Below are 14,943 nucleotides of genomic sequence, written 5' to 3'. Positions count from 1 at the left end.
TGACTCCTTTATTGGTGGTGGAACAATTCTAGTTGGAGACGCGAGTGCCCAGATCGGTGCCGAGGATGGCTGCGGTCACGTTGCCCTCCGGCGCCATGCCGAAGACCTGCATGGGCATGTGGTTGTCCATGCACAGGCTGAAGGCGGTGGAGTCGACCACTTTGAGGCCGCGCTGCAGGGCTTCCAGATAGGTGATGTGGTGAATCTTTTGGGCGTCGGGGTTGGTGCGGGGGTCGTCGGAATAAACGCCGTCAACGCCGTTCTTGGCCACCAGCACGACGTCGGCGTCGATTTCGAGGGCGCGCTGCGCGGCGACGGTGTCGGTGGAGAAGTAGGGCAGTCCGGCGCCGGCACCGAAGATGACGACGCGGCCCTTCTCCAGGTGGCGTTCGGCGCGCCGCGGAATGTACTGCTCGGCCACCTGGGTCATCGAGATGGCAGACTGTACGCGCGTTTCGGCGCCGGCCTGTTCGAGAAAGTCCTGCAGGGCCAGGGCGTTCATGACAGTGCCGAGCATACCCATGTAGTCGGCGCGGCCGCGGTCCATGCCGCGCTGGGAGAGCTCGGCACCGCGAAAGAAGTTTCCGCCGCCGACCACGATGGCCACCTCGACCTGCTTGGCGCCCTCGGCGATTTCACGGGCCAACGAGCTGACGACATCCGGATTGACGCCGACGGCGCCACCGCCGAAGGCCTCACCGGAGAGTTTGAGGAGCACCCGTCGTTTCTTGACGACCGCGGTCGGGCTGGTGTGGGTCGTGGGCGAGCTGGCCGTGTCAGTCATGTCGTGCGGGGCCTTCCGAGAGGGGGTGTTACCAAACTATCAAGTGCCGCGCGTCCCCCAGCGGGGGCACACACACAAACGGAGGCCGGATTGCTTTCGCAATCCGACCTCCGACATTTATTGTTAGGCGCCGACCTTGAACCGGGCGAAGCCCGACACGGTCAGTTTTGCATCGTCCAGAACCTTCGCAACGGACACCTTGTTGTCCTTGGCGTAGTCCTGTTCGAGCAGGGCGACCTGCTTGAGGTACGCCTTGACGCGTCCCTCAACGATCTTGGGCAGTGCCGCTTCCGGCTTGCCCTCGTTCTTCGAGATCTCGGTGACGATCTTGCGCTCAGTCTCCACCAGATCGGCCGGAACGTCGCTCGCTGCGAGGTACTCGGGGTTGGCGAACGATATGTGCTGGGCCACGCTGCGCGCGGTCTCCACATCGGTGCCGGAGAAGCCCAGAACAACGCCGACCTGCGGGGGCAGGTCCTTGCTGGTCTTGTGCAGGTAGATCGAGAACGACTCGCCGGTGACGGCCGCAACACGGCGAAGTTCGAACTTCTCGCCGATGATTGCGGCTTCGCCGTCGATGAGCTCGGCAACGGTCTGGGTTCCAGCGGATGCTGCCAGTCCGGCCTCGACCGTGGTCGCGCCAGCGGCGGCGATCGCGTCGAGAACCTTGTCGGCCAGAACGACGAACTTGTCGCCCTTAGCGACGAAGTCGGTCTCGCAGGCGAGTTCGATCATGTACGCGGTCGTGCCGATTTCCTTGGCGGCGACGAGTCCCTCAGAGGTGGAACGGTCAGCGCGCTTGGCGTTGCCCTTGGCCCCCTTGAGACGCAGGATCTCGATGGCCTTGTCCATGTCGCCGTCAGCTTCAACGAGGGCATTCTTGGTGTCGACCATTCCGGTGCCGAGGTTCTCGCGAAGAGCCTTGACGTTTTCGAGTGTGAAGTTTGCCATACCGGGTTCCTTACTTGGTCTCGTCGGTTGGGACGGTCTCGTCGGCAACCGGAGCAACGGCAGCCAGAACGGCGGCAACGTCGGCGTCGGCGACTGCATCGGCGATGGTGGGCTCTGCAACGACGGCCTCGTCGGCCACGACGGTCGCGTCGGCAACCTTCTCGGTCTCCGCAGAGGACTGCGCGGGGGTGGTCTCGACGTCGGACGCCTGGAGCAGTTCAGCTTCCCACGCGGCGAGGGGCTCAACTTCGGCCTCCGGCTTGGCGTGGCGCTGGATCAGGCCCTCGGCTGCGGCGTCCGCGATGATGCGGGTCAGCAGCCCAACGGAGCGAATGGCGTCGTCGTTGCCCGGGATCGGGTACTGCACGTCGTCGGGGTCGCAGTTGGTGTCGAGGATGGCGATAACCGGGATGCCAAGCTTGCGCGCCTCGTCAATGGCGAGGTGCTCCTTGTTGGTGTCGACAACCCACAGGGCAGACGGGGTCTTCGTGAGGTTGCGGATTCCGCCGAGGCTCTTGTGCAGCTTGACGAGCTCGCGCTTCTTGATGAGCATTTCCTTCTTCGTGAAACCGCTCTTGGCGGTGTCTTCGAAGTCGAGCTCTTCGAGTTCTTTCATACGGGCCAGACGCTTGGAAACGGTCTGGAAGTTGGTGAGAAGTCCACCGAGCCAACGCTGGTTGACGTAGGGCTGGCCCACGCGCTGCGCCTGCTCCGAGATGGATTCCTGGGCCTGCTTCTTGGTGCCGACGAAGAGAATGGTGCCGCCGTGGGCAACCGTCTCCTTGACGAAGTCATAGGCCTTGTCAACGAAACCGAGCGACTGCTGCAGGTCGATGATGTAGATGCCGGAACGCTCGGTGAAGATGAAGCGCTTCATCTTCGGGTTCCAACGGCGGGTCTGGTGCCCGAAGTGCACGCCGCTGTCGAGCAGCTGGCGGATTGTTACGACGGCCATGTGCCGTACTCCTGTTCTGATGCAGGCCTCGAGAGACCACACCAATCGGTTTGTGCGATGATCGGTCGATCATCACTCCTGGTGCCCGGCACATGTCCGCCCTGTTCACGCTGGTTACTCGTGAGACGGGACCGATTGGACATGGCGGCCAAATGGGCACGCGTAGTCAGCGCACAAAGCGCTGCTGGGGATAGCGTATCACCGACGGGAGTGCTCGGGCGACCGTGCCGTGTGACCGGCTCCTCCACCGGACCTGACCTTTGGAGATGTACACCGATGCAGCCGAGGCCCGGCGGTTGCCGGAGCCCGGCGGCAGGGTGGGGGCATGCAGAATCTGCGCGCGCTGGCGGCATCCGCTCTCGTTACTGTGATCGTCGTGTTTGGTGCTGGGCCGGCGTCGGACGCCGTGTCAGCCGGGACTTCGTCGTCAGCCGCAGCGACTACAACGGATGACTGGCGTTGGCCGCTCGCGGAACCCCACCGGTTGATCCGGGGGTTTGTGGCGCCGGAATCACAGTATGCGGGCGGCCATCGCGGGATCGATCTGGCGGCCGCGGCGAACGAGAAGGTCTTTGCTGCCCACGATGGCGTGGTGTCCTTCGCTGGCCGAGTCGTCGATCGGTCGGTGCTGTCGATCATGCAGCCGAACGATGTGATCACGACGGTCGAGCCGGTGGACGCCGTAGTCGCTGTGGGCGATCATGTTCGGGCCGGGCAGCTGATCGGCATCGTCGCGAGCGGCGGTCATTGCCCGCCCGGGTGCCTGCACTTCGGTGTTCGTCAGCACGGCTGGTACGTGTCGCCATTACTCTTCCTGGGGAATGTGCCGCGCGCGGTGTTGTTGCCCGCCGTGCCATGACCGCGACTGGGTCATGCGGTCATGCGCGGGGGTGGGCGAGTCCGTAGCTGGCTTTGAGGCGTTCCGCCGAGACGTGGGTGTAGATCTGGGTGGTACCGAGGCTGACGTGACCGAGCAGTTCCTGTACGGCGCGCAGGTCGGCTCCGCCGTCGAGCAGGTGGGTGGCGGCGGTGTGGCGCAGGGCGTGCGGTCCGGCCGGGCCGGTGCCGCCGATTGCGTCGAGGAGGGCAGCAACGAGGCGATAGACCCCGCGCACGCCGAGTCGTCGGCCTGTGCGGCCCAGGAACAACGCGACGGCATTGGGTGCCGTCGCGCTGTTGGGCGGCGCTCCAGCTTGTGCGAGCAGCGCCGGCCGGGCTTGGCGCAGGTACTCAACGAGGGCGCGTTTTGCCGGCACCCCGAACGGAACCACGCGTTCCTTGGCGCCCTTGCCGGTGACCCGCACGGTCAGCCGATCCAGGTTAACGTCGGGCAGATCGAGACCCACGAGCTCGGAGACGCGCAGCGCCGAGGCGTAGAGCAGCTCGACAATCGCGAGATCGCGCAGTGCGAGCGCCTCTCCACCACTGGCGCGCGCCGCCAAGAGATCGAGCAGATCGGTCATCTGGGTGTGGGTGATGACCCGCGGCAGGGTGCGCCCCGGCTTCGGCGAGCGCAGGCGGGCCGCCGGGTCGGCGCTGTCGTCATGGCTGCGCGCCAGCCACGCGGTGAAGCTGCGCGCCGACGCCGACCGGCGAGCCAGGGTGGCCCGGGCCAGGCCGGCCTGGGTGGCAGCCCAGAGCCATTCCCGCAGCAGTTCGAGACTGAGGTCAGCGGATGCCTCGACGCCCCGGTCGCCGGCAAACCCGGCCAGTTGGTTCAGGTCGGTGCGGTAGGCCCGCAGCGTGTGCACCGAGTAGCCGCGCTCAGCGCTGAGGTAGCGCAGAAACTCGTCGATGTCGTTGTTCAGCTGCACCGTGTGGTTCCCTTCACTGCTGGCGAGAAAAGGCCTCCCGGCGGCCTTCGGGGGTGAGCACAGCCAGCTGATCGACATAGGCAGCAGGAAAGTGCGTGACGGCGACGAACTCTCCGATCGGCAGCTGGGAGTGCGTGATCTGGTCGGTGTAGACGTGCACGAGGTTGAGCGTCTGAGCGCCGTTCACCCCGGTGAGTTCACGGTCGGGGGCGCCGAGGTCCATCGTGTAGCAGGTCGCAGCCGCGACCGATACCGGGATACCGGCGAACAGACCCTGGGTGGAATAGTGCAGGTGCCCGCCGAGGATGGCCCGCACATCACTGCCCACCAGTACGGCGGCCAGTCGCGGCTGGTCCTGCAGTTCGAGCACGCTCATCAACGGCAGCGGGGTGGGTATCGGCGGGTGGTGCAGGGCCAGAATCGACCCGCGCGGGGACGGCGTTGACAGAACCGCGCGCAGCCATTCGAGCTGGGCATCGGTGATCTCACCGTGGTGATAGCCCGGAACGCTCGTGTCGAGGACGATGATGCGCAGGCCATCGAGGTCGTGCACTTGATCGACGGGGGCCTGATCGACGGGCTCCCCAACGCCGCCCGACTGCGTCTCGCCGAGAAGCTCGGTACGAAACGGTTCGCGCTGATCGTGGTTTCCCATCACCCAGACGATCGCCGCCCCCCATTGCGCGGCTGCAGCCTCAACGATGCCGCGAATGCGGCGGTAGGCATCCGCTTCGCCGCGATCGGCCACGTCACCGGTGAGGATGAACGCGTCGGGGCGAATGCCCGAGCGGTGCAGCTGCTCGAAGGCACGATGCACGGTCTGGTCGGTGTCGACGGCTCCGTAGAGCGCCGCGCCGTCGCCCAGAAAATGGGTGTCACTGACATGCACCAGAATTTTCTCGGCGGGCGCGTACTGACCCAGCTGCACGGCTGCCATGAATCACCTTTCGTCGGTCTTCAGACTACGGGCAGCCACCGACAGCCGAGTCAGAACACCGGCAGCACCGACACCGTGTTGTCGTCGTAATTGGTGATGCCCACCTTGCTGCCGTCGGGGGTGACCACGAGGCTCGTCGGGGTATGCCCGACCGGGATGCGACTGAGCACCCGGTTGGTGGCGGTACTGATCGTGACGATGGTGTTGTTCTCGGTCGACAGCACGTAGAGTTTCGTTCCGTCCGGACTCACCGTCAGGGCGCCGGGGGCGGTGATGGCGATGCTGGCCCGCACCCGATTCGTGGCGGTGTCTATGACTTCCACGGCATTGGACGGCCCGGTGAGCAGGTCGCGTCCGAGGCTGGCGTAGACCGTCTTACCGTCGGGTGACGGTGCCGACGCGATCGGCGGGTGCGAGGTGTTGAACTCCCCGAGCGGTCCCTGGGGCGCGGCCGTGTCGATGATCAGCACGCCGTAGTCGTCGCCGTTGCTCAGGTAGACCTTCTTTCGATCAGCGCTCGGAGTGAGTTCACCTACCGGGGCACCGGTGAAGATCGGCTCGGCGAGCGAGCGGGTGGCGATGGTCGCCACAGTGATATCGAACAGTGAGTCCGAACCGCCGACGTAGAGCGATTTGCCGTCGGGGGTGGCCACGAGGTCACCGCAGGCGCCGGCCTGGAAGGAGTAGGCGACCGTGTTTGTGGCAATGTTCAGGGCGTAGATCTTTTCGTCGCTGCAGGTGCTCACGAACACCTGTTTCTGGTTGGTCGACACTGCGAGAGCTCGGGGGGTGCCGCCCAGCGGAATGGTGGCGACGACTGTGCCGGTGGCCGTGTCGATCACCGAGACCGTACGCGCGCCGGCGTTGGCGACGTACGCCCAGCGGCCGTTTTTCGTCACGACGAGCTCGCGCGGATTGGCACCGACGGCGATCGTGGCCGGAGCGACGGGCTTGGTCGACGCGCTCGTCTTCGAGACCGTCTGATACCCGATCTTGGTGCCGGTGACGGTCACGGTGACGCGCTTGCCCACCTGGGTGTTGGAGGGCGTGAAAGTGGATGCCGTGGCGCCCGGAACCGCCACACCATTCACCTTCCAGCGGTAGGACAGCGTTACCGGTGCCGGTTTCCAGGTGCCCGGGGAGGCGGTCAGCCGCCGACCAGCCTGCGGTATTCCGCTGATGGTGGGAATCGGCGTTGCGGTCAACTGGCTGGCTGCGGGCTGAATCGCGGTCGGCTGGCTCATCGTGCGGGGCGCGCTGGCCGCGGGGTTTGCGAGCGCCGCCGGAGTGGAGGCCAGGACGGCCGCTCCAACGGTGAGAACGGTGAGTGCGAAGCCGAGGCCTCGACGTTGGACGGCTACTGGTGCGCTCATGACATCCACTTCTCTGAAAATTCTGACAGTCGACAGGGTGGGGCAATTGGCGATGTTGCGGGTTACAGTAGCCCCGTCACCGACCGGCGACAAGGGCGCATGGGCGCGCTATCATGGCACCATGTCTGCCCAGCCGGACGCCTATTTCGAGGCTCTGGATCGTGCGCTGCTGCACGCCCAGGCCTGGCTTGCGTCGCTTCCTTCCCGCCCGGTCGGCCCCCGCGTCGACGCCGATACCCTGGCCGCGCTGTCGGCTGGCCCGCTGCCCCCGGCCCCGACCCCTGCGGCTGACGTCATCGATGAACTCGCTTCGTTTGCCGAACCCGGCCTGATGGCGATGCCGTCCGGCCGGTTCTTCGGCTGGGTCATTGGCGGAACCCTGCCGGCGGCCCTCGCCGCCGATTGGCTGGTCACCGCATGGGATCAGAATGCCGGAATGCGCTTCGCCACGCCCGCGACCGCCGTGCTCGAGGAGACCGCCGGCGGCTGGCTCCTCGACCTGCTGGGGCTACCGCCGGGAGCGGATGTCGGATTCACAACGGGCGCGACCATGGCCAATTTCGTCGGTCTCACCGCCGGTCGACAGTGGGTACTCGAGCAGGCCGGGTGGGAAATCGACCGGGACGGCCTGACGGGCGCTCCCCGGGTGCGGGTCTTTGTGGGCGTCGAGCGTCACGAGGTCATCGATCTCACGCTGCGCTACCTCGGTCTCGGGGCGCCGATCGTGGTGGATGTCGACGCTGAGGGGCGGTTACGGCCCGACGCCCTCGCCGAGCTACTGAATGCCGGCTCCGGCCCGGCGATCGTCTGCCTTCAGGCCGGCAACGTGCATTCCGGAGCGTCTGACCCGATGGGTGCGGCGATCGACGTGGCCCGCCGGCACGGAGCCTGGGTGCACGTCGACGGCGCGTTCGGCCTGTGGGCGGCGGCCAGTCCGCGGTCTCGCGACCAGCTGACCGGTCTGGAACGGGCTGATTCCTGGGCCACCGACGCCCACAAAACCCTCAACGTTCCCTACGACTGCGGGGTGGCGATCGTGTCGCGGCCCGAGGTGGTGCGCCGGGTCTTCGGCGTGCACACCAGCTACCTCATCGCCGCGGACGCTGCAGGCGAACACCGCAGCCCCGGCGACCCGTTCGAGAAGGTGCCCGAATTATCCCGTCGGGCACGGGGCGTTCCGGTCTGGGCGGCGCTTCGATCCCTCGGCCGCGCCGGCACGATTGCTCTGGTCGATGGTCTCGCCGCGAACTCAAGGGCCCTGGCCGACGGCCTTCGGGTCATTCCGGGCGTTGAGGTGCTCAACGAGGTCGTGTTCACGCAGGTGTGCGTGAGCTTCGGCAGCGACGATCGCACCCGACGGGTGACCCAGCAACTCATTGCCGACGGTTCGGCCTGGATGTCGGGGTCGCGCTGGCACGACCGGGACATCCTGCGCATCTCGGTGAGCAACTGGTCGACGGATGCCGCGGACGTCGCGCTCTCCCTCGCCGCAGTGGCGCGGGCCTGCGCGGCAGTGGATGTTGACCCTGCACGATCAGCCGACGCGAAGGCGATCCCGCCCCGGCCGACAGCAGCGAGCACTCCCCACGCGACCGACGATCAAGACTGAGCCCTAGGCCCGCCGCACCCAGCCGGCCTCCCGCTCCTGGGCAGCCCCGTCGAGATCGAGCCCGCCGAGGGCACCGCGCACTGCCGCGCTTGACAGCCCGGCCCGACGGGACAGGTCGGCGACCGTGCGCGGCGAGCGCCCGCTCAGGGCATCGAACACGCGGATCTGGTCGCTCGTGCGCGGTATCGGGCCCGGCCCGGCATCGGTGACAGCAAAGTCGAGGGGCACCTGGATCGACCGCTCCCCGACGAGCTCGGCCATCTCCGTCGGGCTGGTCACGCAGACCGCGGCGAACTCGCGAATGAGACGGTGGCAGCCGGCCGAGGTGGGGCTCGTGATGGGACCCGGTACGGCGCCGAGCGGCCGACCCAGCGCGGAGGCATGACCGGCCGTGTTCAGGGAGCCCGACCGCCAGCCCGCCTCCAGTACGACCGTCGCCGCGCTCGCCGCAGCAATCAACCGGTTTCTCTGCAGAAAGCGCCACTTCGTGGGTGCGGCGCCGCAGGGCAGCTCGGAGACAACCGCCCCGGAGGCGACGATTCGGGTGAGCAGGGAGTCGTGGCCACTCGGGTAGAACCGGTCGACTCCCCCGGCCAGAAAGGCCACGGTCACGCCGTCACTGGCCAGTGCGGCCCGATGGGCCATGCCGTCGATGCCATAGGCGGCACCGGAGACGACCGCGAAACCGCGGTCGACCAACCCGGCCGAGGCTTCCATGGCGATGTGCTCGCCATAGCCGGTGGCCGCCCGAGCGCCGACCAGCGCGATCGAGTTAGGGAGCGCGGCCAGGGCGCCGGGTACGCCGCGCCACCACAACGCGAGCGGCGCATGCTGTTCGAGGTCGCCGAGCGAAGACGGCCACAGGGCATCCGTGGCCAGCAGCAACCGGGCATCGACGCGGGCCGCTTGCTGCAGCGAGCGGATGACGTCACCCGAGTTGAGCCGCGGCCGCCAGCGCTGCAGCCCCGCGTCGAGGGCCAGCTCCAGCTCGGCGCTGGTGTGAGCATCCGCTTCGGTGGGATCGGCGCTGGGACCGGCCGCAAAGACGAGATCGGGCCCGTCCGGGTCTTCGCCGAGCGCGTCTCGCACGAGCGCGCCGATGCGCACCGGGCTCCACGACTCGAGAATGGCGGTCAGGGCCACGCTCGCGCCAAGGCTCGCCACGAGCAAGCCCGCCGTACCGTCACCGGGTTCGGCAATGCCCGACCAGGCCGCGCGGGCGAAGACCTCGCCGGCCGCGGCGGAGTCAGCGTTGTCGCTAGCGTCAACCGGCATTCCACGGCGTACGCCCGCAGTGAGCTGACTCACCCGGGTTTCGTCGAGCCCGAACAGCGTCATGATGAAATTCCTTTGCGTAGGTAGAGGGCTTGGCCGACCTGGTCAGGGCCGGGAATGGTGAGACCGTCGTAGTCGGCCAGGGTCCACGCGATGCGCAGCACCCGGTCGTAGCCGCGCATGGTGATTCCGCCACGTTCAAGCGCGCGATCGAGGCCGGCGGTGGTGCTCGGGGCCAGGCGCACTGCCGCGCCGCGCAGCCAGGGGCCCGGAACTTGGGAGTTCAGCCTCCAGGCGGTGCTGCGAAGCCGCTCGGCCGCGGCAGCCCGCGCGGTGACCACCCGCTCTCGGGCGGTGGCACTCGTCATCCGCTGGGTGCCCGCGGCGAGGCGCAGCTGGGCGGCAGTGATTCGTTTGACGTTGAGTTGAATGTCGATGCGGTCAAGCAACGGCCCGGAGATGCGGGCGAGGTAGCGGCGGCGGGCGTTCGGCGGGCAGGTGCAGCTCAGATCGCCAGCGCCATACTGCCCGCACGGGCACGGGTTGGCCGCCATGACCAGTTGAAACCGGGCGGGAAAGTGCGCGACGGCATTGGCCCGGTGAATGCTGATCCAGCCGGATTCCAGCGGCTGACGCAGGGCGTCAAGCACCGGTGAGGCGAATTCGGGAGCCTCGTCGAGGAACAGAACGCCGTGCGAGGCCTGCGACGCGGCCCCCGGCCGAATCTGCCCGTTGCCACCGCCCACCATGGCGGCGGCTGTCGCGGTGTGATGGGGTGCTTCCCACGGCGGCCGAGTAATCAGGGTGTCGCCCAGTCCCAGGCCGCTGAGCGAGCGCAGCGAGCTGACCTCGAGCGAGCTCGCCGGGTCGAGGTCAGGCAACAGCCCGGGCAGGCGGGCCGCAAGCATTGTCTTTCCGGCTCCGGGCGGGCCGAGCAGAAACACGTGATGCCCGCCGGCGGCGGCAATCTGCAGGGCCAAAATGGCGTCGTCGTTGCCGATCACGTCGGCCAGGTCGGGCTCGGCAACCAGATCGGTCGGCACTGTTGCGGCCAGAATCGGCTCAACCGGTATCGGGGGCAGTTGGGCGCCGTGAAAGATCGCCGCATCGCGCAGCGACGTGACACCGATCACCCGAACATCGGGCACGAGTCGGGCCTCGGCCTCGTTGCCGATCGGCACCATCACAGTGGTGTGACCGAGGCGGGCGGCCGTCATCACCCCGGGAAGAATGCCCGGCGTCGGCCGCAGCCGACCATCGAGGGCGAGTTCGCCGAAATGCACGACCTTACCGACCGATTCGCCCGAAACGGTGCTGTCAGCCGCCAGGCAGGCCAACGCGATCGCGAGGTCGAAGCCGGCGCCGTGTTTGGGCAACGCGGCCGGCGACAGATTGATGGTGAGACGGTGAACGGTGAGGGGGCATCCGCTGTTGGCCGCCGCGGCGCGCACCCGCTGAGTCGCCTGCGCCAGGGCGGCATCGGGCAGACCGATCAGAATCATGCCCGGTAGTTGCGCGGAGATGTCGGCCTCGACCTCGACGAGTGCTCCGGTCAGGCCGAGCATCGCGACGGCGTGGGTGCGGGCGATTCCCATCAGAACACACCCTCGAGGTGTTCGATGACCGGTTCACGGCCCCTCGGCGCGATCACAGCGATGACGTCGAGCCGAATCTGGCGCGGCCAGCGCTCGGCCGCCACGCACCAGACGGCTGCGAGTCGGCGCATCCGGGCCAGCTTTTTCACGGTGATCGCCTCAAACGGATGCCCGAAGCGCACGCTACTGCGCGTCTTCACCTCGACGAAGACCACGGCCGCGCCGCGCTGTACGACGAGGTCGATCTCTCCCTCCGCACACCGCCAGTTGCGGGTGAGGATGGTGTAGCCGGCACCCTGAAGAAAAAGCGCGGCCTGCTCTTCGCCGAGTTTGCCGAGTTCGTCCTTGCGCGCCACGAGTGCCTCCGAACACCAGAGTGCGCGCTCACGTGTGGCCGAGGGTGGGCCGCCGCCACATTCGTGGACAGTCGCGCGGCCCGGGCCCCTGTGGAGGAGAGGCTATTCGTCGTGCATGACGAACAGGCGGCGCACGACGTCGCCGGCAACGAGCGCGTCGAGGCTCTCGTTGAGGTCAGTGAGCGGTCGGGTGTCGGTGTGCAGCAGTTCGACCGGCAGTTTGCCGTCCCGCCACAGCTGCAGGTAGGCCGGGACGTCGCGGCTGGGCACGGAGTCGCCCATGTACGAGCCGAGCAGCCGGCGGCCCAGCCCGGCGAACTGCAACGCCGGGGTGGTGATGGTCTGCTCGGGGTGCGGCAGGCCCACCGAGACGAGCGCGCCGCCCCGGGTGAGCAGGGCGAGGCTCGCCTCCATCACCCGGGCACTGCCGACGGCCTCGATGGCGAGGTCGACGCCATCGCCCGCGTATTCACGCACCAGTTCGCCCGCCTGGTCGGGCGAGCCGGCATGGTCGGCGCCGCAGCGGATGGCCAGCGCCTGCTTTTCGGGCAGCGGATCGATCGCGATGACGGTGCTGCCGGCCACCTGGGCGGCGGCCATGACAGCCATCAGACCGACCGCGCCGAGTCCGAACACGATCACAGACTGGCCGGACGTGAGGGCGCCGGTATTGAGCACGGCGCCGATGCCGGTGAGGGCCGCGCAGCCGAACATGGCGGCGATGTCGAACGGAACATCCTGGTCGATCGGCACGACCGATTCGCGGGCGACGACCGCGTACTGCGAGAACGCCGAGACCCCCAGGTGGTGGTTGACGCGTTCGCCCTCGCCGCCGATCAGCACGGCCGGTCCGTGCAACAGGTCGCCGGATCCGTTGGCCTCGGCGCCGCGGTGGCACAGCGCCGGGCGCCCAGCCAGGCAGGCCCGACAGGCACCGCAGCTCGGCACGAAGACCAGCACGACCCGGTCGCCGATGGCCAGATCGTCGACGCCGTCGCCGAGTGCCGTCACTGTGCCGGCGGCCTCGTGGCCGAGCGCCATCGGCAGCGGGCGTAGGCGCGACCCATCGATGACCGAAAGGTCGGAGTGGCACAGGCTGGCGCGTTCGATGCGCACAAGCACCTCGCCGGTCCGCGGCGTCGGCACCGGAATCCGTTCGAGCGTCAGCGGTCGGCTCTGTGCATAGGGGCGCGAGGTGCCGGCTTCGCGAAGAATCGTACTGAGCATCGTTGCTGGAGTCATTGTTCCAACCTAACGCCCGACGCGACGTACGCTGGGCTTATGACTGTGGGCAACCGGCTGACCGATCTGGGCATGCGCGCGATGAACGGCGTACACCGGATGCTGCTTTTCGTCTCCGGCGGACGCCTCGGCTGGACTATCGGTACCATGGCCGCCGTCGAGCTGCACACGATCGGCCGCACGAGCGGGCAGCGTCGGTCGACGATGCTGACAGCACCGGTGCACGAGGGCGGAAGGTATGTGCTCGTGGCGTCCAAGGGCGGCGACGACCGGCATCCGTTCTGGTACAGCAATCTCGTGGCCCAGCCCGATGTAGAGCTCACCATTCGCGGAGTGACGCGGCCGTTTCGGGCGCGCACCGCGACATCCACCGAGAAAGCCGAGCTGTGGCCGCGCATCGTCGCCGCCTACGCCGGTTATCGGAAGTACCAGACGAAAACCGACCGAGACATCCCCGTGGTCATCTGCGACCCCCGCCCCTAAAATACGGACGGGGCCTGGGCCCCGTCCGACTCAGAGCATTAGGCGACCGGCTCGAGCGCCTCGACCAGGATGGGCGGGAAGATCGGCGCGTGCACGCCGGACATCTCCTCGAGCACCCGAATCACCTGGCAGCTGTAGCCGTATTCGTTGTCGTACCAGACGTAGAGCACGGCCTTCTGGTCGGTGACGATCGTGGCCAAGCCATCGACGATGCCAGCGCGACGCGAGCCGAGGAAGTCGCTCGAGACCACCTCGGGCGAGTCGATGAAGTCGATCTGGCGGTGCAGCGAGGAGTGCAGCGACATCGTGCGCAGGTAGGTGTTGAGCTCCTCCTTATCGGTCGCGCTGGCCAGGTTCAGGTTGAGGATAGCCATCGACACGTCGGGCGTGGGAACGCGGATCGCGTTGCCGGTGAGCTTACCGGCCAGCTCCGGCAGGGCCTTGGCCACGGCCTTGGCGGCACCGGTCTCGGTGATCACCATGTTGAGCGCGGCTGAACGGCCCCGACGGTCACCGGAGTGGAAGTTGTCGATGAGGTTCTGGTCATTCGTGAACGAGTGCACGGTTTCGACGTGGCCGTCGATGATTCCGTAGCGATCGTTGACGGCCTTCAGGACCGGGGTGATCGCGTTCGTGGTGCAGGACGCCGCGGTGATGATGCGGTCGGTCGGCAGAATGTCCCCGTGGTTGATGCCGTGCACGATGTTCTTGAGCGCGCCTTTGCCCGGCGCGGTGAGCAGCACCCGGGCAACGCCGGGGCATTTCAGGTGCTGGGAGAGGCCCTCTTCGTCGCGCCACTTGCCGGTGTTGTCAACGACGATGGCATCGTGGATGCCGTACTGGGTGTAGTCGACGCTGGCCGGGTCGCCGGAGTAGATCACCTGGATGAGTGTGCCGTTGGCGAGGATGGTGTTGTTCTCTTCGTCGATGGTGATCGTGCCCTCGAACGGGCCGTGCACCGAGTCGCGGCGCAGCAGGCTGGCCCGCTTGACCAGGTCGTTGGCCGAACCGCGGCGCACGACGATCGCGCGCAGGCGCAGGCCCTGCCCGCCGCCGGCGTGTTCGATCAGGATGCGCGCGAGCAGGCGCCCGATACGGCCGAAACCGTAGAGCACAACGTCGGTGCTGGTGCGACCGTCGAGTCCGTGCTGGCCGACGACGTCGGCGAGTTCAGCGCGGAGGTATTCTTCCAGGGTGACTCGGCTGTTTTGCTCGCGAAAACCGAGCGCGAGGCGCGCGAGGTCGATCGACGCAGCCCCCAGATTGAGGCCGTCGATGGCCTGCAAAATGGGGAGGGTCTCTTCGAGCGGAAGCTCGACATCCGCTATGTGACGGGCGAAGCGATGTGCTTTGAGCAGACCAACGACCGATTTGTTGACCAGACCGCGTCCGTAGACGCTCGTCACCACGGTGTTGTCCCGGTAGAGGCGCCCGATCAGAGGAATCATCGCCTCGGCGAGAGCCTCGCGGTTGCTCCACAGAGCACGGGCACGATCAGCGTCCTGGATCACAGGGTTGCCTTCCTAAACCTTCGTCGGTCCTGTCCGGCCACCCGAGGCCCCGGAGTCA

At 67.4% G+C, this 14,943-nt stretch carries 14 protein-coding genes; 3 read left to right on the top strand and 11 right to left on the bottom strand.

Features of this window, described 5'->3' with window-relative positions:
• Positions 1-28: 28 nt before the first annotated feature.
• The 3 genes from pyrH to rpsB form a co-directional block, all read right to left on the bottom strand.
• Positions 29-784 carry a UMP kinase gene (gene pyrH, locus E3T35_RS08525; RefSeq protein ID WP_092341174.1) on the bottom strand — a complete coding sequence of 252 codons (756 nt, stop codon included), beginning with the start codon at positions 782-784 and terminating at the stop codon, positions 29-31.
• 123 nt (positions 785-907) lie between these two features.
• Positions 908-1,735 (bottom strand): translation elongation factor Ts, encoded by an 828-nt coding sequence (tsf, locus tag E3T35_RS08520; RefSeq protein ID WP_092341175.1) that lies wholly within the window; start codon positions 1,733-1,735, stop codon positions 908-910.
• 10 nt (positions 1,736-1,745) lie between these two features.
• Positions 1,746-2,690, bottom strand: a complete 945-nt coding sequence (gene rpsB, locus E3T35_RS08515; RefSeq protein ID WP_092341176.1) for a 30S ribosomal protein S2 — start codon at positions 2,688-2,690, stop codon at positions 1,746-1,748.
• Between the two features lie 325 nt (positions 2,691-3,015).
• Between rpsB and E3T35_RS08510 the strand changes: the two genes are divergently transcribed.
• Entirely contained in the window at positions 3,016-3,549 is a 534-nt protein-coding gene (locus E3T35_RS08510; protein WP_134344306.1) for a M23 family metallopeptidase, read from the top strand.
• A gap of 19 nt (positions 3,550-3,568) precedes the next feature.
• Here the strand turns inward: E3T35_RS08510 and E3T35_RS08505 are convergent, their stop codons facing one another.
• Genes E3T35_RS08505 through E3T35_RS08495 form a run of 3 tightly spaced genes read right to left on the bottom strand, consistent with a single transcriptional unit; the run spans position 3,569 to position 6,814 of the window.
• Entirely contained in the window at positions 3,569-4,504 is a 936-nt protein-coding gene (locus E3T35_RS08505) for a tyrosine recombinase XerC (protein ID WP_241988777.1), read from the bottom strand.
• 13 nt (positions 4,505-4,517) lie between these two features.
• Positions 4,518-5,441 (bottom strand): phosphodiesterase, encoded by a 924-nt coding sequence (locus E3T35_RS08500; protein WP_134378493.1) that lies wholly within the window; start codon positions 5,439-5,441, stop codon positions 4,518-4,520.
• Positions 5,442-5,491: 50 nt separating this feature from the next.
• Positions 5,492-6,814, bottom strand: a complete 1,323-nt coding sequence (locus E3T35_RS08495) for a beta-propeller fold lactonase family protein (protein WP_134378491.1) — start codon at positions 6,812-6,814, stop codon at positions 5,492-5,494.
• Between the two features lie 121 nt (positions 6,815-6,935).
• On the opposite strand from E3T35_RS08495, the gene E3T35_RS08490 reads away from it, so the two are divergent.
• On the top strand, positions 6,936-8,423 hold the full coding sequence (locus E3T35_RS08490; protein WP_134378489.1) for a pyridoxal-dependent decarboxylase: 1,488 nt from the start codon (positions 6,936-6,938) through the stop codon (positions 8,421-8,423).
• A 3-nt stretch (positions 8,424-8,426) separates the two neighbouring features.
• Here the strand turns inward: E3T35_RS08490 and dprA are convergent, their stop codons facing one another.
• From dprA to E3T35_RS08470, 4 genes are all read right to left on the bottom strand, one after another.
• Positions 8,427-9,761, bottom strand: coding sequence for a DNA-processing protein DprA (gene dprA, locus E3T35_RS08485; protein ID WP_134378487.1), 1,335 nt, complete (start codon positions 9,759-9,761; stop codon positions 8,427-8,429).
• Positions 9,758-11,293, bottom strand: a complete 1,536-nt coding sequence (locus E3T35_RS08480; protein ID WP_134344318.1) for a YifB family Mg chelatase-like AAA ATPase — start codon at positions 11,291-11,293, stop codon at positions 9,758-9,760. Before E3T35_RS08480 ends, dprA begins: the two co-directional genes overlap by 4 nt.
• Entirely contained in the window at positions 11,293-11,649 is a 357-nt protein-coding gene (locus tag E3T35_RS08475) for a YraN family protein (protein WP_134344320.1), read from the bottom strand. Before E3T35_RS08475 ends, E3T35_RS08480 begins: the two co-directional genes overlap by 1 nt.
• Positions 11,650-11,751: 102 nt before the next feature.
• The gene (locus tag E3T35_RS08470) at positions 11,752-12,891 is read right to left on the bottom strand and encodes an alcohol dehydrogenase catalytic domain-containing protein (RefSeq protein WP_134344322.1); all 1,140 of its coding nucleotides are present in this window, start codon (positions 12,889-12,891) and stop codon (positions 11,752-11,754) included.
• A 39-nt stretch (positions 12,892-12,930) separates the two neighbouring features.
• Between E3T35_RS08470 and E3T35_RS08465 the strand changes: the two genes are divergently transcribed.
• Positions 12,931-13,374, top strand: coding sequence for a nitroreductase family deazaflavin-dependent oxidoreductase (locus tag E3T35_RS08465; protein WP_134344324.1), 444 nt, complete (start codon positions 12,931-12,933; stop codon positions 13,372-13,374).
• Positions 13,375-13,412: 38 nt separating this feature from the next.
• On the opposite strand, the gene E3T35_RS08460 is transcribed toward E3T35_RS08465, so the two are convergent.
• A complete protein-coding gene (locus tag E3T35_RS08460; RefSeq protein ID WP_134344326.1) occupies positions 13,413-14,885 on the bottom strand; it encodes a glyceraldehyde-3-phosphate dehydrogenase in 1,473 nt (490 codons plus the stop codon).
• Between the last annotated feature and the right edge of the window lie 58 nt (positions 14,886-14,943).

Source organism: Cryobacterium sp. TMT1-2-2 (assembly GCF_004403505.1).
Taxonomy (GTDB): Bacteria; Actinomycetota; Actinomycetes; order Actinomycetales; family Microbacteriaceae; genus Cryobacterium; species Cryobacterium flavum.
Note: the sequence above shows the minus strand (reverse complement) of the source record. Positions and strands in the feature narration are given on the sequence as shown.